This window comes from Stenotrophomonas sp. 96582_Sma (genome assembly GCF_056480905.1).
This window is the reverse complement of the sequence record NZ_CM151122.1, coordinates 2,838,399-2,861,564: the sequence shown is the minus strand read 5'-3', so window position 1 is coordinate 2,861,564 and position 23,166 is coordinate 2,838,399. Positions and strand designations below refer to the sequence as shown.

The window sequence follows — 23,166 nt, the reverse complement described above, 5'->3', positions numbered from 1 at the left end:
GGACACTTTCGTTACGGGATCGTTATGCGCCGTACAGGCCGCTGCCCCCGTACCACCACCCGCCCAACTCCCCAGGAAGCCCATGTCCGCCTCCCACAAGGCGCTGCGCCCGCGTCCGCTGGTGCTCGCACTGTCGTCCCTGATGCTGGTCTCGATGCCGGCCTTCGCGCAGGAAAGCGCACCCACCACATTGCAGGAAGTGAAGGTCACCGGCTCGCGCATTCCACGCGCCAGTGTCGAGGGCCCGTCGCCGGTGACGGTGATCAGCCGCGAACAGATCGATGCGCAGGGCTACCGCAATGCCTTCGACGCACTGAGCGCGCTGACCGAGAACACCGGCAACGTACAGGGCGAGGACTTCGGCAACACCTTCACCCCGGCCGCCAACACCATCAACCTGCGCGGGCTGGGCCCGAACCGCACGCTGGTGCTGGTCAACGGCCGCCGCCAGGCCGACTACCCGCTGGCCTACGAGGGCTCGGTGAACGTGGTCAACCTGGCCAACATTCCCAGTGCGCTGATCGAGCGCATCGAGGTGCTGGCCGCTGGCGCATCGGCGGTATACGGCTCCGATGCGATCGCCGGCGTGGTCAACATCATCCTCAAGGACCGCTTTGAGGGCGTGGATGTGAATGTGCGCGCCGGTGGCACCCAGCAGGGCGGCGGCGACAACCAGCGCGCGCAGGTGGTCGGTGGTAGTTCCGGCGAGCGTTGGGATGCGCTGTTCGGCTTCGAGTTCGATGTGCGCAAGGCGATCCACGCGCGCCAGCGCGATTTCATGGATTCGCTGGACGATGATCCGGCCGGCAAGGCACCGCAGGCGACCGCGATCGCCTATCGCCGCAATGCCGCCACCGGCCGCAACATCGATCCGGGCGTCACTGGCTGCGACGGGGCGTCTGACATCTATGGCGGCAGCGTGTTCCGCGCCTTCAACCCTCGCCAGGGCTGGTACTGCGGCAGCAACGAGGCCGCCGCCAGCTACTGGACCGTGCAGACCCAGAAGCGCAACCTCAATGGCTATGGCCTGCTGACCTTCCACGTCAACGAGACCACTGACCTGTTCGCCGATGTCGCCGTGGGCAGCGCGCGGATCTACAACAACACGCGTGCGCCGACCTGGACCTCGGCCCGCAACTACTTCTACAACCAGACCACCGGCAACCTGGAAAGCTGGTACCGGCGCTTCGCGCCGGAGGAAATCGGCGGCCTGCCGCGCAATGCCAACCGCTTCCTGGAAAACTCGTGGTCGTTCAACGTCGGCGCACGTGGCCAGATCGGCGACAGCGGCTGGGACTATGAGGCGGTCTACAGCCGCTCGCGATACGAGAACCGCACCCGCCGCCCGGTGCTGCTGGCCGGCATCAACGAATACCTGCTCGGCCCGAAGCTGGGTGTGCGCAACGGCGTTGAGGTCTATGCGCCGGATCCGGCGCGCCTGTTCCAGCCGTTGACCCCGAACGAATACGAGGGGCTGTCCGACTACCAGGAAAGCCGTAACGCGGCATGGCTGCAGACCTTCAGCGCCAGCGTCAACGGCCGCCTGTTCGCGCTGCCTGGGGGCGATGCGGCGTTGGCAGCGGTGGTCGAGGCCGGCAGCCAGGGCTATCGCAACCGACCGGACCCGCGCCTGGGCAGCGGCGAGTTCTGGAACACCAGTGCAGGCGTCGGCGCCGGTGGCGAGCGTGACCGCTACGCTGCAGGTGTGGAGCTGCAATTGCCGCTGCTGCAGTCGCTGACCACCACCCTGGCCGGTCGCTATGACCAGTACCGTGCCGGTGGCGAGCACATCGGCAAGGCCACCTGGAGTTTCGGCGTCGAGTTCCGTCCGATCGAGAGCCTGCTGATCCGTGGTACGGCGGCGACCAGCTTCCGTGCGCCGGACATGAACTACGTGTTTGCCACCGAAACCCGCGGCTACAACCCGGGCATGACCGATTACTGGCGCTGCCGCACTGCGGGCCAGTCGTACGACAACTGCGACTACAACGGCCTGTCGATTGATTACAGCAACCGCGCCAATGCGCAGCTGCAGCCGGAATCGGCCAAGTCGTATGGTTTCGGCGTGGTCTGGTCGCCGCTGTCCGGCCTGGATTTCAGCGCTGACTACTACGACATCCGCATCGACAACGAAGTGACCAGCCTCGATACCAGCCGCATCCTGCGTGATGAGGCCGATTGCCGCCTGGGCCGGACGCTGGGCGGCGAAGCGCGCGATATCGGTTCGCCGCTGTGCCAGGACGCGCTGTCGCGGGTGATCCGCAATCCGTCCGATGCCACCGTGCAGCCGGACCAGGTGACCCGGGTGCTGATCAATCCGATCAACGCGGCCTCCGAATCGGTTCGCGGCCTGGACCTGAAGGGCAACTGGCGTTTCGATGCCGGTCGCTATGGCCGCTTCACCACGCGCCTGGCCTACACCGTGGTGCTGGAGCACAAATACCGCCAGTTCTCCGATGATCCGGAGCGTGACATCCGCAATTCGCTGGATGACTACCAGTGGCGCAGCAAGGCCAACGGCAGCATCACCTGGAACCAGGGTGACTGGACCACCACGCTGTACGGCAACCGCTTCGGCTCGCTGCCGAAGACCGATGGCAGTGGCCGCATCGCGCCGTACATGACGTACAACGCCAGCGTGTTCCGCCAGTTCGGCGAGAACCTGTCGGTGGGTGTGATCGTCAACAACCTGCGTGACAGCCGCCCGCCGGCGGACAAGAACGGTGGCGGCTGGCCGTTCTACCCGGTCGGCAACTACGACCCGTATGGCCGCCAGTACTGGGTGCAGCTGGACTACCGGTTCCGCTGATCCCGCAGGCGAACGAAAGGCCCAGCATTGCTGGGCTTTTCTTTGTGCAGTGCACCCGTGTTGCCGCTGCGCGCGTGGCATGCTGTGGCGCTACCCGGAGGAGGATGCGCATGGATGTCAGGGGGTGGAGCGTGATTGCCGTGCTGGCCATTGCAGGTTGCAGCGGCAGGCAGGCGGCCAGCGTGGAGGATGCCGCGGAAGTGGCCAATGCCGCGCCTGCGCAGTCTCACGCGCAGCCAGCGGAGCACGCTGGGCCATCGCGCGCGGCAACGGCATCGAGTGCCACGACGGCTGCCGCTGGGCTCGCGCAACCGGAGGGGCACTTCCTCGAGGGCGAGCGCATGCTGCTGAACGAGGGTGCGGTGTCCGTGCAGAAGAGCGAGGCGCTGCTGGGTTCCGACAAGGCTTTCGCGCAGGCGATCAGCCAGTTCGAGCGCGATGCGGCTGGCCACCCGGAAGTGCAGGACCTGACCCGGCTCTACAGGACGGCCGCGACCCGGCTCATCGGCAGCGACGGCACGCTGGTGTCTTTCGCCTGTGGCTACAGCCTGTGTGTTGGCGAGATCCGAAGCCGTACCGATGAGGATTTCAGTGCCTGGTCCGAGGCGATCGGCACGGACAAGGCGGCCCCGGTCTACAGTCTGACCACGGCGCCGATGACATGGGGCAGGGACCAGCGTGGTGGGCGCTTCGTGTTCTCGGTGGATCCTGCAGCCAACGCCATCACGGGCCCGTAGCCGTCGGATGCCCGGCGCCGCGGCGCGTTACGGAAGCGCCTGCTGCAGGTACGACTCGATGACGTAGCTGAAAGGCTGCTGCTGGCGGTCGCGCAGCAGGGCACGCACTTCCAGGATCACGCCGTGATCGCCTTCGCCCCGCGGCGGCCAGAACGTCTGGTCAGACAGGGTCTGGCGCTGGAAGCCGAGCGGGCCGACCACGCGACCGAACGGTTCGTCGGTGCTGTCCAGCACCTGGTTCATGGCCGGGCTGAGGTGACCAGGCAGGTACCAGTTGTCGGCCTCGGACAGCACGCGGCTGCCGCAGACCAGCTGCACGCGGCGATAGCGCAGGTCGGTACCCGGCTTCACGCCCAGCGCCTGCAGCACGTCGGCGGGGGCCGGCTTGTCCTGGCCGTGTATGCGCACGGCGCGCACCCGCGCCTGTTCGGCCAGGCCGTGCTCGGCGCACCAGTGTTCCAGCGTGGCGGTGGCGCTCTGCCCGGACAGCACGCGCTGGTGCAGGCGCTCGACCAGCGCAGCCGGGGCGATGCGCTGCTGGCCCGGCGGCGACTGCAGCGGCGCAGCGGCCGCAGCATCAGTGGCGGACAGGCTGGCGATCGGAGCGGCGGCAAGCAGGGACGCGGCCTGCCAGCGGCGGAGACGATCGTGGCGGTCGGACGGGCCCATGTGGCATCACAGCGGAAACAGGCGCCCATGTTACCCGTTCAGGGGTGTGCACGGCGTGGCTGCGACCGGTTGTCGCAGGGGGAATCATCGTTCTGGTGAATGCGTGCCATCCAGATATTTCGTTGGCCGATGGCGCTATCGAGGCGCAGGATGGCGCCAGTCTTGGCTTTCCGGGAATTCCCGATGACCCTGCAGTTCATCCACGCTGGTGTCGACCGCGACGGCGCGCCACTGCATTTCCATATCCGTGATGGCCGCATCAGCGGGCTCAATGGCGAGGCCGCGCCGGCTGAAGGGGCGGAATGCGTCGACCTGCAGGGCTTCGCGGTGCTGCCCGGGCTGGTCGACGGCCACATTCACCTCGACAAGAGCTTCGTCGGCGACCGTTGGCACCCGCATCAGCCGGTGAACAGCCTGCGTGAACGGCTGGCGGTGGAAAAGGCGGCAGTGGCGGCTGCGGCGCCGATGGTCGATCGCGCCGAGGCGCTGATCCGCCAATGCAGCGGCTTCGGCACAGTGGCAATGCGCTGCCATGTCGATATCGATGGCAGCACCGGCCTGCGCCACCTGGAGGCGGTACGCGAGGCCGCGCTGCGCTGCGCCGGCATCATGCGCATCCAGCTGGTGGCGTTCCCGCAGGCCGGGGTGATGTCCTGCGCGGGTACCGCAGCGGTGCTTGAGCAGGCCCTTGCAGCGGGTGTGGACGTGCTGGGCGGCATCGATCCGACCACGCTCGATGGCGATGCCGAGGGCCAGCTGGCACTGTTGTTCGGCCTGGCCGAGCGCTATGGCGTGCAGCTGGACATCCACCTGCATGAGCCTGGCGAAACCGGCCTGGCCCAGCTGCTGCGTATCGCCGCGCGGACCCGGGCCGCCGGCCTGCAGGGAAGGGTGGCGGTCAGTCATACTTATTCGCTGGGCGAGGTGCCGCTGGCACGCGCGCTGCAGGTGGGCGAGGCGCTGGCGACGGCGGGTGTGGCGATCATGAGCAACGCGCCGGGCGATCATCCATTCCCGCCGCTGCGCGCGTTGCATGACGCTGGTGTGCGCGTGTTCGCCGGGAACGACAACATCCGCGACTGCTGGTGGCCGTATGGCAACGGCGACCTGTTGCAACGCGCGATGCTGCTGGGCTACCGCTCCGGCTTCCATACCGATGCCGACCTGATGCTGGCGCTGGACATGGTGACCACCCATGCCGCGCAGGTGATCGGGCTGCCGCAGTACGGTCTTGTGGAAGGGCATCCGGCCACATTCGTGGCGGTGCGTGCCGACCACGGCCCGGCCGCTGTGGCCGCAGTGCCGGTGGAGCGACGCGTGGTAGTTGATGGCCGTTGGCTGTAGATCCAGGCCATACGTGGATGAATGTGGCCGCGCGGTGGTTCCATCCACGCATGGCGTGGATCTACCCACGACGCCACGCCAGTTCCGGTTGCGCCGAGCCATGCTCGGCAGCTTTTCAGGCGTAATCGTCGGCGCGGGTGGCGACAAATTCCTCAAGCCACGCCAGCAGATGGGCGATGTCGATGAGCTCGCCCTGCTCGATGCGCTTGAGCAGCAGCGTGCTGGCGCCGATCTGCAGGCTGCTGTCGGCATAGCGCAGCACCGCGTCGATGCCCCAGGCATCGGTGACCTGCATCCAGGCCAGGCCCGGCACGCGTTGGGCCAGGGTGTCACCGAACGCCACGCCCAGCGCTTCCCAGCCATCGCCGTCATCACGGTCGATCAGCTCGGCATCGACCACGCGCTGCAGCGTGGTGGCCGCCAGCGGCCATTGCACCGGCAACGTCGGAAAGCCGGCGGCCACGCGCGCAGCGATCAGCGAGCGCTGGTGCTGCAGATGCGTCTGCAGTGCAGCGGGCAGGGGATCGAAGCGGGTGGGGATTTCATCGGACATGGCAGAGCGCCGTGGGACACGGAAACAACGGGGACTGTAGCCGGCGATGTAGTGCCCTGGTGCGGCAGGTCTGATCAGATATCGATGATCAATGCGCTAGATCCATGCCCGCGCCTGGACAATGTGGCTGTCGAGGTTGTCGGCCAGCGGCCGGCACTACCTCATGTGCGGTGCTCAGTCCGGTTCGCGCTGCACCTGCCGCCACAGTTCGCTGGCCAGCGCTCGCACGGCATCCTCGGCATCGGAGCGATGCAGCAGGCCGATCTCATAGTTGTCGATCACCGGCAGCTCGCGCTCTCCATCGATGATGCGGTGCTCGCGGCTGACCGCGCGGCGCGGCAGCAGGCTGATGCCGATGCCATCGGCCACCGCGCCCTGGATGCCGCTCAGCGACGAGCTGGTGAAGGCGATGCGCCAGCGCAGGCCCAGCGCTTCCACGGCATGGATCATCTCGTCGCGGTACAGCCCGCGCGGCGGGAAGGTGACCAGCGGCAGCGGGTCCTGCTGCAGGCAGCTGCTGCGCAGGCTGTCGATCCAGTGCATCGGCTCGCGCCGGCAATGCACCGCCTGGCGGCTGTTGCGGCGCTGCTTGACCAGAACCAGGTCCAGCTCGCCGTGGTCGAAGCCCTGCGCCAGGTCGCGGCTGAGGCCGCTGCTGATCTCCAGCTTCACCTGCGGGTGGCGACGGCTGAAGGCGGCCAGCATGCGCGTGGTCTGCGCGTTGACGAAATCCTCGGGCACGCCGATGCGGACTGCGGTCTCCACCATCGCACCGGCCAGCGCCTGCGCCATTTCCTCGTTCAGGTCGAGCATGCGCCGCGCGTAGCCGAGCAGGGTGTGGCCGGCATCGGTGGGGTGTACGTCGCGGTGGCGGCGTTCGAGCAGGCGATGCCCGGCCAGTTCCTCCAGCCGGCGCACCTTCTGGCTGACGGTGGACTGGGTCGAATGCAGGCGCGTGGCCGCAGTGGTGAAGCTGCCGCAGTCGGCCACCATCACCAGCGCACGCAGCAGGTCCAGTTCGAACAGGGTTCTATTCGATTTGGCACTGTCTTGCATTTGAACATTTCACTTCTGGATACCCAGGCCGACTTCTACCATGCAGGGCAGGGGCCGGCAATGCCCGGCTGTTGCTACCGTCGCACGGCGTTCCGTGGCGACGGTCATGAGGAGACACCGTCATGCGCGTCCATCGTTCCCCTAGCTGGCCTGCGCCGTTAGCGCGCGTGCTGCTGTTGTTCCTGCTGGCCATGGTCTCCCCGGCCTGCACCGCAACGTCCAAAGCCGACGTCGATGGCCGCCTGCGCGATGCTGCCAGCCGTGGCGATGCCGATGCGCTGCGACAGGCGATCGAGGATGGCGCCACGCTGGAGGCGCGCGATGGCCAGGGCCGCACCGCGCTGCTGCTGGCCACGCATGGCAACAACGTGGATGCCGCGCGTGAGCTGATCGAGGCCGGGGCAGACGTCAACGCCAAGGACGCGTTGCAGGACAGCGCCTACCTGTACGCCGGTGCGCGCGGCCTGGACGAGATCCTGGCGATGACCCTGGCGCATGGCGCCGATCTGCGCAGCACCAACCGCTATGGCGGCACCGCGCTGATTCCGGCCGCCGAGCGCGGTCACGTCGCCACTGTGCGCACGCTGCTGCGGGCCGGTGTGGCGGTGGACCATGTCAACCGGCTGCACTGGACCGCGCTGCTGGAAGCGATCCTGCTCGGCGATGGCGGTGCGCGCCACGTGCAGATCGTGCAGCTGCTGCTGGAGGCCGGTGCCGACCCGGAGCTTGCCGACGGCGACGGCGTGACGCCGCTGGCGCACGCGCGCCAGCGCGGCTATACCGGAATTGAGACCCTGCTGCGCCAGCACGGCGCGGTGCGCTGAATGCAAACCCCTTCCACCCGCACGCTGGGCGTGCCCATCAGGATGCTGTCCATGTTCCGTTCCCGTCCGTTGTCCCTTGCCATCCTCCTTGCAGTGGCCCCGCTGTCGGCCTCGGCCGCCGAGCGCGCTGACCTGTTGATCCGCAATGCCACCGTGGTCGATGTCGAGCACGCCAGCACCTTGGCCGGGCAGAGCGTGGTGATCCGTGGCGAGGACATCGTCGCCGTCGGCCCGGACGCGCAGCTGCGCAGCCAGTGGAGCGCGGCCCGCCAGATCGATGCCAAGGGCAAGTACCTGATTCCGGGGCTGTGGGACATGCACGTGCACTTCGGTGGTGGCCCGGCGCTGATCGAAGAGAACAAGGCGCTGCTGCCGCTATATATCGCGCACGGCATCACCACCGTGCGCGACTGTTCCGGTGACCTGCCCGAGCAGGTGCTGCAGTGGCGCGGCGAGATCGCCAAGGGCACGCTGTTTGGTCCGCGCCTGCTCAGTTCGGGCGCGAAGATCGAAGGCATCAAGCCGGTCTGGAAGGGTACGATCGAAGTGGGAAGCGAGGCCGACGCCGACAAGGCGATCGCCCGCCTGCAGCACGACAAGGTTGATTTCGTGAAGATCACCGACAGCACGCTGAAGCCGGAGCTGTTCCTGTACTCGGCCAGTGCTGCGCGCAAGGCCGGCTTCAAGGCCTCGGGGCATATTCCGATGGCACTGACCGTGGAGCAGGCGGTCGATGCGGGCCTGGCCTCGATCGAGCATCTGGATTATGCATTCAAGGCCGGCAGCAAGGACGAAGCGCAGATCGCCGCCGACTTCGGTGCCGGCCGCATCGACCGCGCCGAAGCCAACCGCCGCCTCGACGCCAGCTTCGACCGTGACACGGCGATGCACGCCTACCGCGATTTCGCCAAGCGCGGCGTGTTCGTGACCCCGACCCTCAACGGTGGCCGCATCCTCGATTTCCTTGACCAGGATGACCACGCCAACGATCCGTACCTGGCCTACATCGGCCCGGGCCTGCGCGCGACCTACCAGTGGCGCGTGGACCGCGCGGCGAAGGCCACGCCGGCACAGATCGAAGCGCGCCACGCGCAGTACCACCAGGTCGCGGCGGTGCTGCCGATGCTGCAGGAAGCCGGTGTGACGATCATTGCGGGCACCGATGCGGGCTTCCTCAACTCGTTCAACTTCCCGGGCATCGCCCTGCACCAGGAATTGCAGCTGTTCGTGAAGGAAGGCCTGAGCGCACCGCAGGCGCTGTCGGCCGCAACCCGTTCCGGCCCGGCCTGGTTCGGCCAGATGGACCGCTACGGTGGTGTCGCACAGGGCAAGGCCGCCGATCTGGTACTGCTGACCGCCAACCCACTGCAGGACATTGCTGCCACCGAAAAGATCGACAGCGTGATCCTGCGCGGCAACATGTATGACCGCGCCGCGCTGGACAAGATGCTGGCCGACACCAAGGCCAGGGTCGCAGCGTGGAATGCCGAGGCGGCCAAGGCCAACTGATTGCGGGGCGGGGCAGAATCCACGCATGGCGTGGATCTACCCGTACCATCAGTAGATCCACGCCATGCGTGGATGATGCCGCCGATGACCTAACGCGGCGCCGGCCGCATTCCATGCAATTGCGGCAGCGCGGCCTTCATCGCATCGATGAAGGCGCGCAGCCGCGGCGGCTGCTGGCGCGCGGCGGGAAACACCACGTGTACCGGCAGTGCCGGCGCCTGCCAGTCCGGCAGCAGCTGCACCAGCCGCCCTTGTGCGAGATCGTCGGCCACCAGCCAGGCCGAGACCACCGCTGCGCCCAGCCCCGCACATGCGGCCTGCTGCACCACGAACAGGTTGTCGCTGAGCAGGCGCGGGCTGATCGAAAGGGTATGCGCGCGCCCCTGTGCGTCATGCAGCAGCAGGCGTTCGCGGTAATAGGTGACCAGCGAGATCCAAGGCAGTGCCTGCGCCTGTTCCGGCGTACTGACTGTTGTGGCGTCCACCAGCGAGGGTGCCGCCACGACGATGCGCGGTACTTCGGCGAGCGGTAGTGCGACCATGCGCGGTTCGTCGACGGGGCCCACCCGCACCGCGCAGTCGATGCCTTCTGCGATGAAGTCCGGGCGCCGATCCTCGAGGATCCACTCCAGGCTCAGCTGCGGGTGCTGGGCGAGGAACGCGAGCATGGTCGGCAGCAGCTGCGCCTGGCCGAAGGCGTGCGGCACCATCACCCGCAGGCGTCCACGCAGCGTTTCCGGTTCGCCGTGCAGCTCGGCCTGCAGCGACTCCCACTCGTCGATCACACGTTGCGCATGACGCTGGCAGCGTAGGCCATCCTCGGTCAGCTGCAGGCCGTGGGTGGAGCGCTGCAGCAGGCGCAGGCCGAGCTGCCGCTCCAGTGCCTGCAGGCGTCGGCTGACCGTCGGCTGGGTGGTGCCCAGCTGCAAGGCCGCAGCAGACAGGCTGCCGGCATCGACGATGCGCAGGAAGGTGCGCAGAAGATCCAGACGATCGGCGCCGGTGGCGAGGTCATTCATGCGCTTTACGTATGAAGTGTATGTGCGAAAGGCTACTACAGACGTCTCGCGAATACCGGCAGGATAGGCCCACTTCCCCCACCGGACTCCCCATGTCTACCCCCTCGCTGTCCGTCGCTGCGGCACCCGCGACCGCACCCTCCACCCCGCTGGTGATGGCGATGGCAGCCGGCGCCGGCTTCTCGGTTGCCTCGCTTTACTACAGCCAGCCGATGCTGGGCCTGATCGCCCAGGATCTCGGCGCCGGCGAGCGCGCTGCCGGCCTGGTACCGACCTTGACCCAGCTGGGATATGCGCTTGGCATTCTGCTGCTGGCGCCGTTGGGCGACCGGTTCGACCGCCGCAACCTGATCCTGTGGAAGTCCGCGTTGCTGGCGTTGGCGTTGGGCGCTGCTGCGATGGCTGGCCACCTGCCGGGCCTGCTGATGGCCAGCCTGCTGGTCGGGCTGATGGCCACGCTGGCGCAGGACATCGTGCCGGCTGCAGCGGTGCTGGCGCCGGATGTGCAGCGCGGCCAGATCGTCGGCCGGGTGATGACCGGCCTGCTGCTCGGCATCCTGTTGTCACGGGTGGTCAGTGGCGTAGTGGCCGAAGCGTGGGGTTGGCGCACGCAGTTCGTGCTGGCCGCGGTATCAGTGGCGGCGATGGGAGCGGTGATGGCGCGTGCGCTGCCGCGCTTCGCACCGACCAGCACACTGCGCTATCCGGCGTTGTTGGGTTCACTGCTGGCGTTGTGGCGCGAGCAGCCACAGCTGCGCCGTGCGGTGGCCAGCCAGTCGCTGCTGGCGGTGGGCTTCAGCGCGTTCTGGTCAACCCTCGCGCTGATGCTGCATGCACGGTTGGGGCTGGGTAGTGCCGCAGCGGGTGCATTCGGCATTGCCGGTGCGGCCGGCGCATTGGCCGCGCCGTTTGCGGGTCGATTCGCCGATCGCTTGGGTTGCCACGCCGTGGCGCGGCTGGCGATCGCGGTGGCGCTGCTGGGCTTTGGCCTGCTGTTGACCGAGTCGTGGCTGCCGGCCGCTGCGCTGCTACCGCTGCTGGTGGTGAGCGCGCTGCTGTTCGACTTCGGCTTCCAGTCGGCGCTGGTGGCGCACCAGACGTTGGTCTACGGACTGGTGCCGCCGGCACGCAGCCGGCTCAATGCGTTGCTGTTCACGGGCATGTTCATCGGCATGGCCGCCGGTGGTGCGCTGGGCAGCCTGGCGCTGGCGCAGTGGGGTTGGAACGGCGTGGCCTGGCTGGCGGTGGTGTGCGCGGGTGGCAGCCTGCTGCTGCGTTTGAGGTAAGGATGGTGTTCGGCAGGGCTTGCAGCCCTGCACCTGCTGGAAGCTGGAGCAACAGCAACAGCAACAGCAACAGCAACGGCGGGTTTCCTGTTGGGTGGTGGGGCGGTGTCGGAGTGCGGGGACGCCGCAAGTACGTCCTTGTAGGCTTGGCAGCCGCATCCATGCGGCTGACACCCCGCACTCCGACACCGCCCCACCTCTGACAGATTCCGGTGGCTGTTGGTAGGTGTCGACCTTGGTCGAAATATCTGTCAGATATCGAATGAGTCATCCACGCATGGCGTGGATCTACTGTGTCGACCAAGGTCGACACCCACCAGGGCAATACGCCGTTCCGACAGATCGCGGCCAACTGTCGAAGGCGGGGTGGGTCCGGTTGCGGGGGCGTGAGCCGCATGGGTCGGGCGCATGCGCCCGACGGGTTGGGCAGGACGCCCAACCCCGGTCTTGCCGTGTGCGCAGGACAGCGCACACGAGCAAGCGGCGACCGAGCTTACATGGGTGAGGGCGCTTTGCTTGCGAAGCACGGCTTCGCAAGCGCCCGAACGCACAGCCGCCAGCGGCTGGGCCGGGCCCCGGAGGGGGACTTGCAGCGTCCCCGCACTCCGGCACCACCCCGCCATCCCATGGAAAGCCCGCTGTTGCTGTTGTTGCTCCTGAGGTTGCCGGCCAGCGGCCGGCACTACCGCGGGTGCAGGGCTGCAAGCCCTGCCGAACAACCCCTAATCGTGACCGCTGTCGTCCAGGCTGATGATCCCGCGCCGCAGCGCCTGGGTCACCGCATGCGTGCGATCACCCACGCCCAGCTTGTCCATCAGGCTCTTCATGTGCGCCTTCACCGTCTGCTCGGAAATCTGCATGCGCTCGCCGATGCGCTTGTTCGACAGGCCGCCGGCTACATGCCTCAGTACCTCGGTTTCGCGCGGCGACAACCGGTCTTCCACCACATGCGCGGCGATGCTGGCCGCCACCGCCGGGGGAATCGGTGCGCGGCGGCCGCCAGCGACCATGCGGATCGTATCGACCAGCTCATGGCGCAGCATGTCCTTCAGCAGATAGGCGCTGGCGCCGGCCTGCAGCGCGCGGACCGCGCGTACGTCACCACGGTAGGTGGTCAGCACGATGATGCGCGCGCGCGGGTCCATCGCGCGGATCCGCACGATCGCTTCCACACCATCCAGCCGTGGCATCTGCAGGTCCATCAGCACCACGTCGGGCTGCAGCCGCTGGTAGCAGGCGATGGCTTCCTCGCCATCGGCGGCTTCGCCGAGCAGGCGCAGATCGGGTTGTGCGCCCAGCAGCGCCGCCAGGCCGTCACGCAGCAGCGGGTGGTCGTCGACCACCAGCACGCCGATCAGGGCAGGGGACTCAGTCATGGTTTGCTTTACTCCAGGGCCAGCGCCAGCGCGATGGGCGGCGGTGATACAGGCGCCGGGCGGGAACCGCCAGCGCGACTTCGGTTCCCAGTCCGGCGCGGGTCCACAGCTGTAGTTCCGCACCGAGGCGCTGCGCGCGCTCACGCATGCCCTGCAGGCCCCAATGACCATGGCCGGCATTGTCGTCGGCGATGCCGACGCCATCGTCGCGCACGTGGAGCAGGAAGCACCGCGTGCCGTAGGACAGCTCCACTTCGATGGCGCTGGCGTTGGCGTGACGCAACGCATTGCGGATCGCCTCACGCCCGATCAGGAACACTTCTTCGGCCGCGTCGGCCTGCAGCGGTGGCGTTGCACCTTCCACGGTCAGGCGCAGTGGGTTGGTGCCATGCCCGGCGTACTCGGCGTGCACATCGGCCAGTGCCGAAGCGAGGTCGCGGCCAGCGAACGGTCCCTCACGCAGGGCATTGACCCGCTCGCGGCCCTCGGCCAGGTTGCGCTCGGCCAGTTGCATCGCCGATTCCAGCTGGCCGCGTACCTGCTCCGGGGTCTGCGGCGACTGGCTGATCGCGTGCAGGCGCAGGATCAGGCCCTGGCTGCCCTGCAGCAGGGTGTCGTGCAGGTCGCGTGCGATGCGTTCGCGTTCGCCATTGCGTTCCTGCAGGCGCGCGCGGAACAGCGCGGCCAGCTGCCCGCTGCGGATGCGCACCGCCATCACCAGCAGTGCGAGGATCGCGGCCGCACACAGCAGCTTGAACCACACCGTCTGCATGAAAGTGGGGGCGATGCGGAAGCTGCGACTGGCCGGTGCAGTGCTCCAGATGCCGTCTTCGTTGGCGGCTTCCACCTCGAACCGGTAGTTGCCCGGAGCGAGGTTGGTGTAATACGCGCGGGTGCTGCTGCCGGCATCCTGCCAGCCGTCGTCGACGCCGGACAGGCGATAGCGGTAGCGGTTGCGCTCCGGGCGCGCCAGCGACAGCGCCACGTAATCGATCTGCAATTGGCTGGTGCCGGCCGGAAGGCGCAGGCCATCGCGCAGTGGCTCGTGCTCACTGCCATACAGCACTTCGCCGATGCGCACGCTGGGCGCCATGGTGTTGACGTGCGAGCGGGTGGTGTCCAGCCAGGCCAGGCCCTGGTTGGTGGCCAGCCACAGCAGTCCGTCATCGGCCAGCGTGGCGGTGGCGATCGGTCCGCTCTGCAGGGCGATGCCCGGCATGCCATCCACTGCATCGAACAGGCGTGGCGTCACCGGCAGCCCGGTCCGCAGCGTCCGTCGCAGCTGATCGCTCCCCAGCCGGACCAGGCCACGGCTGCCATTGAACCAGAGGTGTCCGTTCGGATCGGCCACCATGCCGGTGATGCCTTCCAGTACACCGGCCATGTCGGTTCGCACCGGAACGAAACGACCGTTGCCAACGCGCGCAGCCAGACCGGCTTCGCCGGCGACCAGCAGCAGGTCCTGGTGATGCAGCATTGCGGTGATCGGCCCCACCGACAGGCCCTGGCTGGCATCGAAGCTCTCGATGTGGCCCGCGCTCATCCGGCGCAGGCGGCCGTCGGCATAGCCGAGCAGAAGCTGGCCATGGGCATCCAGCGCCAGCGATGAGCAGGCCTGCTCGGGCAGGCGGACCTCGCGCTGCCATTGGCCATGCAGGTAGTGCAGGACGCCGCGTTCACCCGTGCATACCCAGGCCTGCGCGTCGTCGGGGAACAGCAGGGCGTGCAGCGGTTGCCCGGTGAACGGGGCCGGCAGCGGGATCAACGAGGTGTGGCCGGCGACCGTGCGCGCAAGATTGACCCAGTCGAACTGCCAGATCGGCGTGGGTGCCTGGCGCGCGGCGGCCTGCAGCTGCGGGGCACTGCCATCCAGCAGAGTGCGCCGCAGATCGTAGGGTTTGAGGTCTTCGCCATAGCCATACACGCGGCCATCGCTGGCCCGCACCAGCGAGCGGTAGGGATCACTCGGGCCCACTGCCAGGGTGTGCACGCTGCGTGCGCGGAAGCGGTTGAGGCCGAGGTTGGTGCCGACCCAGAGATTGCCTTCGCGATCGACGATGATCGGCACCGCGGAGGTGGCGGTCAGCCCGTGCGGCGAATCGAAACGCTCCATGCGCACGGCGCGGCTGCCGTCGAAGGTGATGCGGGCGACGCCGCCGTGCGGGCTCATCGTGGCCCACAGCGCGCCATCGGCAGTGAACTGCAGGCGTGCAGCAACCAGTTCCGGAAGACGCCGCGCTTCACGTTCGCTGGCCGCCAACAGGCCCTGCGCGTTGGCCAGGGTGTGAGGTGCCGCGCACCCGGTCGGCCAACCACACTTCACCCTGCGGGCTTTCGGCCAGCGTTGCCATCTGCGAGACCGCGATGCCGGTGTCCTCGAACGTGGTCTGGCCGGCCGCACGCATCCAGATCTTCAGGTCGGCCAGCACCCAGAACCTGCCCCGGCTGTCGTGCAGCACCCACTGCACACGGCGTTCGGGCAGGCCGGCTGCGGCCGGCAGTGGCTGCCAGCGCTGTCCATTAAAGCGGCGCAGCCCGCCATTGATCGCCGCCCACAGCTGGCCCTGGCGATCCTGGCTGAAGCGTGGGACCACGCCGACCGGCACCCCCTGCTCGCGGCCGTAGTTGTGCAGCCTCCCCTGTGCGAACCGGCTGATGCCGGCCTGGAAGTAGCCGATCCACAGGGCACCGTCGGCGGCATGCGCCAGCGTGACCATGTTGGTGGACGGGAACTGGCTGCCGACGGGCGCTGCCTGCCGTTCGAAGCGACGGCCATCAAAGCGGTACAGGCCCGAGCCGGTGGCCAGCCACAGCAGGCCGTCGCGGTCCTGGGTGATGTCCCAGATATCGCCGGGTGCACCCTGGCCGACCCGCCACGCGGTGTGCTCGTAACCGGGCAGCCCGCCGCTCACCGGCGGGCGCTGCACGGCAAAAGCGGGCAGGGCGGTCCACAGCAGCAGGCACGTCAGCAGCGTCGGCAGGCGACGCAGGAACGGGAAGGGGCGGCCACGCATGGCGCGCATTCTGGCAGGTGCGGGGCAGTCCGGGGTGACCCGAACGGGGTAGGCGGTCGCCGCCGCGGTCGGTTATCACGCCGGCATGCCCTGTGGAGCCCGGCCATGCAGCGCCTGTTCGTGATGTTCCCCGACCGCGGGCCGGGCATCGGCCTGCTGTGGCTGCGGCTGTGCCTGTCCGCGGCACTGTGCACGCCCGGCACGCATGCGGGCGGGTGGTCGGCGCTGTGCCTGCTGGCAGTGCCGATGCTCACGCTGGGTGTGTTGACGCCACTGGCCGTGCTGATGGCGGCCGTGGGCCTGCTCGCGCAGCAGGCGCCGTGGTCACAGGTGGTGCTGCCCTTGGCGCTGTTGATGTTGGGCCCTGGCGCCTATTCACTGGATGCGCGGTTGTTCGGTCGTCGCCTGCTCGGGCGTCGGCCTCCCCCATTCGGGTAGGTGCTGGCCTCGACCGACGGGGGTAGGGCATCGTGCGGCGGCCACGCACCATGGGGCACCCCCTCGCGGCGTCCCGCATGGCCACCGTCTTTTCGCCCGATCCGCCCGCCGTGGCGCTGGCACCGCAGCAGGCCGCCGCATTGCAGCGCGCCCTGCGCTATGTCGATGAGCACCTGTCGCAGCCGCTGCGGGTGACCGAGCTGGCCGCAGCCGCCTGCGTCAGCCGCTTCCATCTGGTGCGCCTGTTCCGGACCGGTACCGGTGCAAGCCCGCTGCGCTACGTGCGCCGTCGTCGCATCGAACGTGCGCGCAAGTTGTTGCCGGTCGCGCAGCTGCCGATGTCCTGCCTGGCGCAGCAGCTGGGCTTCTTCGACCAGAGCCATTTCGTCCGCAGCTTCCGCGCCGAAACCGGCTGCAGCCCCGGCCAGTACCTGGCCGGCGATGCGGCCCTGTTGCTTCCCCCTGATCGTGTTTCCAACGGAGTCCAACCATGAGCCTTGCCACCGCCACGCCCGCCCCGGCCCTGTTGTCGCCCACCGACCATGCCCTGGTGCTGATCGACTTCCAGTCGCAGATGGCATTCGCCACCCACACCATCGATATCTCCGCGCTGCGCAACAACGTGTCGTTGATCAGCAAGGGCGCCAAGGGCTTCAACGTGCCGGTGCTGCTGACCACCGTCGCCGAAGCGTCGTTCTCCGGCCCGATGTTCCCGGAACTGCCGGAGATCTTCCCGGGCCAGACGGTGTTCGACCGCACCTCGATGAACACCTGGGAAGACCAGCCGGTGATCGATGAGATCAACCGCATCGGCAAGCGTCGCCTGGTCGTTGCCGGCCTGTGGACCAGCGTCTGCATCGTCGGCCCGGCGCTGTCGGCGCTGGCGCAGGGTTTCGAGGTGTATGTGATCACCGATGCCTGCGGCGATGTCAGCGAAGAAGCCCACGAGCGTGCGATCACCCGCATGGTGCAGGCCGGTGCAGTGCCGATGACCAGCGTGCAGTACCTGTTGGAGCTGCAGCGTGACTGGGCGCGTGGCGAGACCTACGAGCTGACCACCGGCATCGCCCGCGACCACGCCGGTGGCTATGGCATCGGCATCCAGTACGCCAAGCGCATGTTCGGCGCGCAGGAAGGCGGGCACTGAGCATGCTGGCTGGCCATGGCCTCGACCTGGCCCTGCTGATGCTGCGCGTGGCAGCCGGGGGATTCCTGCTGCCACACGCGCTGGGCAAGCTGTTCGGTTGGTTCGGCGGTCCTGGGCTGGCCGGCTTCGCCACCGAACTGCGCGGTTTCGGCCTGCCAGCGGTGGCACCGCTGCCGCTGCTGCTGGCCCTGCTGCAGGTGCTGTCAGGGCTGGCCGTGCTGCTGGGCTGGCAGACCCGCGTCGCCGCGCTTGCAGCGGCGGCCTTCATCGGCTTCACCGTTCTGTTGGCCCTGCCCAAGGGCTGGTTCTGGATGCGCGGTGGCAGTGAGTACCCGTTGATGTGGACCACGGTACTGCTGGCCCTCGCGCTGACCGGGCCCGGCGCCTGGGCACTGGACGGCCAACGCCTTCCGGGAGATCTCGCATGAGTCACGATCCACTCGATCACGGCCGCCGCAACGTGGTGCTGGCCGGCAGCGCCGCGGTGGCGCTGGGTCTGGCCGGCCGTGCCGGTGCCGCACTCGATTCCACTTCCAAGGAGCGTCGCATGAGCACGCTGGTCATCCGCAATGCCCGCATCACCACCCTTGACCCACAGCAGCCGCATGCACAGGCGCTGGCCGTGCAGGAAGGGCGCATCGTTGCCGTCGGCAGCGACGAGGAGATCATGCGTGGCTGGGGCAATGAAGCGACCCTGATCGACGCCCAGGGCCGGCGCCTGCTGCCCGGCCTCAACGACAGCCATACCCACCTGATACGTGGTGGCCTGAACTACAACCTGGAACTGCGCTGGGACGGCCTGCGTTCGCTGGGCGATGCCTTGGACATGCTGAAGGCGCAGGTCGACCGCACGCCTGCACCGCAGTGGGTGCGCGTGGTCGGTGGTTTCACCGCCACCCAGTTCAACGAGAAGCGCCTGCCCACGCTGCAGGAGCTCAACGATATCGCGCCGGACACGCCGGTGTTCCTGCTGCACCTGTACGACCGGGCGCTGCTCAACCGCGCCGCACTGCGTGCCTGTGGCTATACCAAGGACACCCCGGATCCGCCGGGCGGGCAGATCGTGCGTGATTCGCTCGGCAACCCGACCGGGCTGCTGCTGGCCAAGCCCAACGCGCTGATCCTGTACGCGACCCTGGCCAAGGGTCCGAAGCTGCCGATCGAGTACCAGGCCAATTCCACCCGTCATTTCATGCGTGAGTTGAACCGTCTCGGCATCACCTCGGTGATCGACGCCGGCGGTGGTTTCCAGAACTACCCCGAGGACTACCAGGTCATCGAGCAGCTGCACCGCGATGACCAGCTGACCGTGCGCATCGCCTACAACCTGTTCACCCAGAACAAGGGCAAGGAAGTGGATGACTTCCGCGGATGGAGCGAGATGCTGCAGCCGCGGCAGGGTGATGACCTGCTGCGCCACAACGGTGCCGGCGAGATGCTGGTGTTCTCCGCGGCCGACTTCGAGTTGTTCAACGAGCCGCGCCCGGAACTGCCGCCGGAGCTGGAGCCGGAACTGCACGATGTGGTGAAGCTGCTGGTCGAGAAGCGTTGGCCGTTCCGCATCCATGCGACGTACGACGAGAGCATCACCCGCATCCTCGATGTGTACGAACAGGTCAACCGCGAGGTGCCGTTCGATGGCCTGCACTGGTTCATCGATCACGCCGAAACCATCACCCCGCGCAACATCGAGCGCATCCGTGCGCTGGGTGGCGGCATCGCCGTGCAGCATCGCATGGCCTATCAGGGCGAAGCCTTCGTCGAGCGCTACGGCGTGCAGGCCGCGCGGCATACGCCGCCGGTCAAGCGCATGCTGGCCGAAGGCGTGCCGGTCGGTGCTGGAACCGATGCCACCCGTGTGGCCAGCTACAACCCGTGGGTGGCGTTGTCCTGGCTGGTGACCGGGCGCACCGTCGGCGGGCTGGCCCTGTATGGCGATGAGAACCTGCTCGAACGCGAGCAGGCGCTGCGCCTGTGGACCCAGGGCAGTGCCTGGTTCTCCGGCGACGAAGCAGTGAAGGGTACGTTGAAGGTCGGCCAGTTGGCCGATTTCATCCTGCTCTCGGCCGATTTCTTCCGCGTGGATGATGCGCAGATCGCCGACATCACCAGCGTGTTGACCGTGGTCGGTGGCCGCATCGTGCATGCCGACGCCGACTATGCAGGGCTTGCGCCGCAGCTGCCGCCGGCGATGCCCAACTGGTCGCCGGTCAACCGGTTCGGCGGCTACCACGTCGGCGGTACCGCCACCGGGTTGGCCGCCGCCCATCGTCACCATCACGGCGTAGCCTGCAGCACTCACGGTGCTCATGGTCATGCGGCCCGGCACGCGGCGCCCACCGATGACCTGACCGCGTTCTGGGGCGCGATGGGATGCTCGTGCTTCGCGTTCTGAGCCTGGCATTGCTGGCCGCACCGTCGCTGGTGCAGGCCTGCGACGGCGGTCATTGCAGCGACGCCGGTGACGGCCAACTGCAATGGGATGCGTCGCTGCGTGTGCGTGGGCTGTACTACGACCCGACCCGGTTCGGCATTGGCGGCAGCGAGGATGGCTATGGCCTGCTGCGCGCGCTGGCCTCGGCCACGTATGTGGAAGAGACCTGGCAGGCGAAGTTGCAGCTGGGTGTGCACGGTGAGAGGGGCAAGGCCGGCGGCCCCGGCCGTACCGACCGTAGCGCGCTGGACGTGCAGCAGGCGTACTGGCGCTGGCAGCGCGATGGCTTCCACCTGCAACTCGGCCGGCAGGAAGCCGGCTATGGCAGTTCACGGCTGCTGTCGGTGCGCGACGGGCCGAACATTCGCCTGGCGTTCGACGGTGCGCGTGTGGGTTGGAAAGGCCGCCTGGGTACGCTTGATCTGATGGCATTGCGGCCAGTGGAAAACCGACCGGGTGCCTTTGATGATCGCGGCGAGCACGGTGCCCACCTGTGGGGTGCCTATGCCACCACGGTGCGGGGACAGGGCGCGGGACAGTGGGATCTGTATCTGCTGGACTACCGCCGCGAAGGCGCGCGCTTCGCCGCAGGCAGCGGTACCGAACGTCGGCACACTCTGGGCGCGCGCTGGTTCGGCCATGCCGGTGCACTGGACTGGAACAGCGAGCTGGTGGCGCAGGGCGGTGAACTGCGGACGACCGCCGGCACCCTCGATATCCGCGCCTGGACGCTGGCGACCGATACGGGGTGGCGCTGGACGAACCTGCCGCTGCAGCCGCGGTTGGGGTTGAAGGCCGACATCGCCAGTGGCGATGGCAACCTGCATGACGGCCGCCTGGGAACCTTCAACGCCTTGTTCCCGAAATCGGCCTACTTCAGCGAGGCCAGCCTGCTGGCCCCGGCCAACCTGATGGACCTCCAGCCGACCCTGACCCTGCGCCTGCACGACGCGGTGACGACGGAACTGGGCGTACAGATGGCCTGGAAGCATCGTCGTGCCGATGCGGTCTACACCACGCCGGCACCGCTGGTGGCGTTGCCAGGCAGCGCCGGTGGCGCGCGCCGCATCGGTAATCAATACAAATCCGAAACACGCTGGCAGGCCAGCGAACACTGGCAATGGCAGCTGCAGCTGGCCTGGGTCGATGCCGGTCCTGCACTGAAGCAGGCCGGAGGCCAGGACACGCTGTTCGCCTCGATCGTTGGAGCATGGCAATGGTGAACGCAACCGCGTCGCAACCCCCCGCACAGGCCGCAGGTGCCTGGTCCCCGCTGAAAATCCGGATGTTCCGCTCGATCTGGCTGGCGATCCTGGCCAGCAACATCGGCACCTGGGTCAACGATGTGGCCGCCGCCTGGGTAATGGCCGAGCGCACCGGCTCACCACTGATGGTGGCGCTGGTGCAGTCGGCCACCACGGTGCCGATCGTGCTGCTGGCACTGGCCGCCGGCACCCTGGCCGACATCGTCGACCGCCGCAGGTACCTGCTGGCCACCCAGGGCTGGATGCTGCTGGTCGCCGCGGTGATGGCGGCCCTGACCGCGATGGACATGCTGACTCCGCAGTTGCTGGTGCTGCTGACCTTCTGCATGGGCTGCGGTGCGGCGATGGCGATGCCGGCGCAGGCCGCGATCGTATCCGAACTGGTGCCGCAGCCGTTGCTGGCCTCGGCGGTGGCGCTGAACTCGATCGGCATCAACATCGCGCGCTCGATCGGCCCGGCCATCGGCGGTGTGATCGTCGCCCAGCTCGGCGCGGTCTGGGCCTTCGGTTTCAACGCCATCACCTTTGCCGCAATGCTGTTCGTGGTGTGGGGCTGGAAGCGCGACCCGAAACAGTCCAGCCTGCCGCCGGAAGGCTTCGGTGCCGGCCTGAAGGCGGGCCTGCGCTATGCCAGCCGCGCCGGGCGCCTGCAGGCGGTGTTGATCAAGTCGGTCGGCTTCTTCTTCTTTGCTGCAGCAATGAATGCACTGCTGCCGGTGGTGGTACGCGGCCAGATGCAGGGTGGGGCGGGGCAGTACGGCATGCTGCTCGGCTGCATCGGGATCGGTGCCGTGGGTGGTGCGTTGTTGCTGCCGAAGCTGCGCGCGCAGATGGATCGCGACCTGCTGGTGCTGCTGGCCACGCTGTCGCTGGCACTCAGCCTGGTCGGGCTGGCGCTGACCCGCAGCTGGTACGTGCTGCCATTGGTGATGCTGATCAATGGCTTTGCCTGGATCACCGTGCTGTCGTCGCTGCAGATTGCCGCGCAGACCGCAGTGCCAGCGTGGGTACGGGCGCGTGCACTGGCGCTGTACATCATGGTGTTCTCCGCTGGCATGGCGGCCGGTGGCCTGAGCTGGGGTGCACTGGCGCAGCGCACCTCGCCGGAGCTGGCCTTGCTGGTGGCTGCCGCGGGTGCGGTGATCGGCGGATTGCTGGTGTGGCGCGTGCGCATTGCCGGTACTGAAGACCTGAACCTGCGCCCGGCGGGACACTGGCCGGCACCGGAACTGTCGGTGCCGGTATCCAACGATCGCGGCCCGGTACTGGTCACCCTGGAGTACCGCATCGACGAGGCTGACCGCGCCGCGTTCCAGGCGCAGATGCGCGCGCTGGGCACGATCCGCCGCCGCGATGGCGCGGTGGTCTGGGGCGTGGTCGAGGATGTGGCCAGTCCGGGCATCCACCTGGAGTATTTCGTGACCCCATCGTGGCTGGAGCACCTGCGCCAGCACGAGCGCATCACCGCCGATGACAAGGCGATCCAGGAAGTGCTGCGCGGGCTGCATCGCGGTGAGCGTGCACCGGTGGTGCGCCACTTCGTGGGCGGGCATGACCCGCTGCCGAAGACCGGGGTCCCGCACCACCACAGCGATATCTGACAAAAAAGGGGACGGAGGGGATTAAGTCGTTTGTGCACAAACGACTTAATCCCCTCCGTCCCCTTTTTGCGCGATCAATCCATCC

General features: G+C 67.9%; 18 protein-coding genes and 1 pseudogene. 13 read left to right on the top strand and 6 right to left on the bottom strand.

From position 1 onward, the window contains the following. The first annotated feature begins 82 nt into the window (after positions 1-82). Together ACZK2R_RS13225 and ACZK2R_RS13220 are read left to right on the top strand one after the other, a co-directional pair. Positions 83-2,809 (top strand): TonB-dependent receptor plug domain-containing protein, encoded by a 2,727-nt coding sequence (locus tag ACZK2R_RS13225; RefSeq protein WP_180837655.1) that lies wholly within the window; start codon positions 83-85, stop codon positions 2,807-2,809. Positions 2,810-2,913: 104 nt separating this feature from the next. Further along, positions 2,914-3,546, top strand: a complete 633-nt coding sequence (locus ACZK2R_RS13220; RefSeq protein ID WP_258015768.1) for a hypothetical protein — start codon at positions 2,914-2,916, stop codon at positions 3,544-3,546. A gap of 27 nt (positions 3,547-3,573) precedes the next feature. Here the strand turns inward: ACZK2R_RS13220 and ACZK2R_RS13215 are convergent, their stop codons facing one another. Beyond that, positions 3,574-4,215, bottom strand: a complete 642-nt coding sequence (locus ACZK2R_RS13215; protein ID WP_180837654.1) for a hypothetical protein — start codon at positions 4,213-4,215, stop codon at positions 3,574-3,576. Between the two features lie 183 nt (positions 4,216-4,398). Between ACZK2R_RS13215 and ACZK2R_RS13210 the strand changes: the two genes are divergently transcribed. Then, entirely contained in the window at positions 4,399-5,559 is a 1,161-nt protein-coding gene (locus ACZK2R_RS13210; protein ID WP_180837653.1) for an amidohydrolase family protein, read from the top strand. Positions 5,560-5,674: 115 nt separating this feature from the next. Here ACZK2R_RS13210 and ACZK2R_RS13205 read toward each other — a convergent pair whose 3' ends face one another. Together ACZK2R_RS13205 and ACZK2R_RS13200 are read right to left on the bottom strand one after the other, a co-directional pair. Next, the gene (locus ACZK2R_RS13205) at positions 5,675-6,112 is read right to left on the bottom strand and encodes a DUF3806 domain-containing protein (protein ID WP_121503529.1); all 438 of its coding nucleotides are present in this window, start codon (positions 6,110-6,112) and stop codon (positions 5,675-5,677) included. Positions 6,113-6,286: 174 nt separating this feature from the next. Continuing rightward, the gene (locus tag ACZK2R_RS13200; protein ID WP_180837652.1) at positions 6,287-7,168 is read right to left on the bottom strand and encodes a LysR substrate-binding domain-containing protein; all 882 of its coding nucleotides are present in this window, start codon (positions 7,166-7,168) and stop codon (positions 6,287-6,289) included. A 122-nt stretch (positions 7,169-7,290) separates the two neighbouring features. Here ACZK2R_RS13200 and ACZK2R_RS13195 point away from each other — a divergent pair, with 122 nt between their 5' ends. Both ACZK2R_RS13195 and ACZK2R_RS13190 read left to right on the top strand, forming a co-directional pair. After that, positions 7,291-7,992, top strand: a complete 702-nt coding sequence (locus ACZK2R_RS13195; protein WP_180837651.1) for an ankyrin repeat domain-containing protein — start codon at positions 7,291-7,293, stop codon at positions 7,990-7,992. A gap of 51 nt (positions 7,993-8,043) precedes the next feature. Beyond that, positions 8,044-9,501 (top strand): amidohydrolase family protein, encoded by a 1,458-nt coding sequence (locus ACZK2R_RS13190; RefSeq protein WP_180837650.1) that lies wholly within the window; start codon positions 8,044-8,046, stop codon positions 9,499-9,501. Positions 9,502-9,590: 89 nt separating this feature from the next. On the opposite strand, the gene ACZK2R_RS13185 is transcribed toward ACZK2R_RS13190, so the two are convergent. Then, a complete protein-coding gene (locus ACZK2R_RS13185) occupies positions 9,591-10,520 on the bottom strand; it encodes a LysR family transcriptional regulator (protein ID WP_180837649.1) in 930 nt (309 codons plus the stop codon). A gap of 92 nt (positions 10,521-10,612) precedes the next feature. On the opposite strand from ACZK2R_RS13185, the gene ACZK2R_RS13180 reads away from it, so the two are divergent. Further along, a complete protein-coding gene (locus ACZK2R_RS13180; RefSeq protein WP_125895875.1) occupies positions 10,613-11,806 on the top strand; it encodes an MFS transporter in 1,194 nt (397 codons plus the stop codon). Positions 11,807-12,528: 722 nt separating this feature from the next. Here ACZK2R_RS13180 and ACZK2R_RS13175 read toward each other — a convergent pair. Continuing rightward, a complete protein-coding gene (locus ACZK2R_RS13175) occupies positions 12,529-13,182 on the bottom strand; it encodes a response regulator (RefSeq protein WP_107432195.1) in 654 nt (217 codons plus the stop codon). Next, a pseudogene (locus tag ACZK2R_RS13170) lies at positions 13,175-16,205 on the bottom strand (sensor histidine kinase). The gene ACZK2R_RS13175 and the pseudogene ACZK2R_RS13170 overlap by 8 nt, the downstream one beginning before the upstream one ends. 96 nt (positions 16,206-16,301) lie before the next feature. Between ACZK2R_RS13170 and ACZK2R_RS13165 the strand changes: the two are divergent. From ACZK2R_RS13165 to ACZK2R_RS13135, 7 genes are all read left to right on the top strand, one after another. Further along, positions 16,302-16,634 (top strand): hypothetical protein, encoded by a 333-nt coding sequence (locus ACZK2R_RS13165; protein ID WP_125894352.1) that lies wholly within the window; start codon positions 16,302-16,304, stop codon positions 16,632-16,634. A 50-nt stretch (positions 16,635-16,684) separates the two neighbouring features. Beyond that, complete coding sequence (locus ACZK2R_RS13160) at positions 16,685-17,128, top strand: helix-turn-helix transcriptional regulator (protein ID WP_180837648.1); 444 nt, start codon at positions 16,685-16,687, stop codon at positions 17,126-17,128. Next, a complete protein-coding gene (locus ACZK2R_RS13155; protein ID WP_049422794.1) occupies positions 17,125-17,781 on the top strand; it encodes a hydrolase in 657 nt (218 codons plus the stop codon). The genes ACZK2R_RS13160 and ACZK2R_RS13155 overlap by 4 nt, the downstream gene beginning before the upstream one ends. Before the next feature lie 2 nt (positions 17,782-17,783). Then, positions 17,784-18,209 carry a DoxX family protein gene (locus ACZK2R_RS13150; protein WP_049398467.1) on the top strand — a complete coding sequence of 142 codons (426 nt, stop codon included), beginning with the start codon at positions 17,784-17,786 and terminating at the stop codon, positions 18,207-18,209. A 119-nt stretch (positions 18,210-18,328) separates the two neighbouring features. Further along, positions 18,329-20,176, top strand: a complete 1,848-nt coding sequence (locus ACZK2R_RS13145) for an amidohydrolase (protein ID WP_180837664.1) — start codon at positions 18,329-18,331, stop codon at positions 20,174-20,176. Then, entirely contained in the window at positions 20,155-21,438 is a 1,284-nt protein-coding gene (locus ACZK2R_RS13140; protein WP_180837647.1) for an alginate export family protein, read from the top strand. The genes ACZK2R_RS13145 and ACZK2R_RS13140 overlap by 22 nt, the downstream gene beginning before the upstream one ends. Continuing rightward, a complete protein-coding gene (locus tag ACZK2R_RS13135) occupies positions 21,432-23,081 on the top strand; it encodes an MFS transporter (protein ID WP_180837646.1) in 1,650 nt (549 codons plus the stop codon). Before ACZK2R_RS13140 ends, ACZK2R_RS13135 begins: the two co-directional genes overlap by 7 nt. The last annotated feature ends 85 nt before the right edge of the window (positions 23,082-23,166 follow it).

Excerpts from the sequence above, each read along its gene's own strand:
- ACZK2R_RS13225 (WP_180837655.1), top strand. The coding sequence starts at position 83 with ATGTCCGCCTCCCACAAGGCGCTGCGCCCGCGTCCGCTGGTGCTCGCA.
- ACZK2R_RS13220 (WP_258015768.1), top strand. The coding sequence starts at position 2,914 with ATGCGCATGGATGTCAGGGGGTGGAGCGTGATTGCCGTGCTGGCCATT.
- ACZK2R_RS13215 (WP_180837654.1), bottom strand. The coding sequence starts at position 4,215 with ATGGGCCCGTCCGACCGCCACGATCGTCTCCGCCGCTGGCAGGCCGCG.
- ACZK2R_RS13210 (WP_180837653.1), top strand. The coding sequence starts at position 4,399 with ATGACCCTGCAGTTCATCCACGCTGGTGTCGACCGCGACGGCGCGCCA.
- ACZK2R_RS13205 (WP_121503529.1), bottom strand. The coding sequence starts at position 6,112 with ATGTCCGATGAAATCCCCACCCGCTTCGATCCCCTGCCCGCTGCACTG.
- ACZK2R_RS13200 (WP_180837652.1), bottom strand. The coding sequence starts at position 7,168 with ATGCAAGACAGTGCCAAATCGAATAGAACCCTGTTCGAACTGGACCTG.
- ACZK2R_RS13195 (WP_180837651.1), top strand. The coding sequence starts at position 7,291 with ATGCGCGTCCATCGTTCCCCTAGCTGGCCTGCGCCGTTAGCGCGCGTG.
- ACZK2R_RS13190 (WP_180837650.1), top strand. The coding sequence starts at position 8,044 with ATGTTCCGTTCCCGTCCGTTGTCCCTTGCCATCCTCCTTGCAGTGGCC.
- ACZK2R_RS13185 (WP_180837649.1), bottom strand. The coding sequence starts at position 10,520 with ATGAATGACCTCGCCACCGGCGCCGATCGTCTGGATCTTCTGCGCACC.
- ACZK2R_RS13180 (WP_125895875.1), top strand. The coding sequence starts at position 10,613 with ATGTCTACCCCCTCGCTGTCCGTCGCTGCGGCACCCGCGACCGCACCC.
- ACZK2R_RS13175 (WP_107432195.1), bottom strand. The coding sequence starts at position 13,182 with ATGACTGAGTCCCCTGCCCTGATCGGCGTGCTGGTGGTCGACGACCAC.
- ACZK2R_RS13165 (WP_125894352.1), top strand. The coding sequence starts at position 16,302 with ATGCAGCGCCTGTTCGTGATGTTCCCCGACCGCGGGCCGGGCATCGGC.
- ACZK2R_RS13160 (WP_180837648.1), top strand. The coding sequence starts at position 16,685 with ATGGGGCACCCCCTCGCGGCGTCCCGCATGGCCACCGTCTTTTCGCCC.
- ACZK2R_RS13155 (WP_049422794.1), top strand. The coding sequence starts at position 17,125 with ATGAGCCTTGCCACCGCCACGCCCGCCCCGGCCCTGTTGTCGCCCACC.
- ACZK2R_RS13150 (WP_049398467.1), top strand. The coding sequence starts at position 17,784 with ATGCTGGCTGGCCATGGCCTCGACCTGGCCCTGCTGATGCTGCGCGTG.
- ACZK2R_RS13145 (WP_180837664.1), top strand. The coding sequence starts at position 18,329 with ATGAGCACGCTGGTCATCCGCAATGCCCGCATCACCACCCTTGACCCA.
- ACZK2R_RS13140 (WP_180837647.1), top strand. The coding sequence starts at position 20,155 with ATGCTCGTGCTTCGCGTTCTGAGCCTGGCATTGCTGGCCGCACCGTCG.
- ACZK2R_RS13135 (WP_180837646.1), top strand. The coding sequence starts at position 21,432 with ATGGTGAACGCAACCGCGTCGCAACCCCCCGCACAGGCCGCAGGTGCC.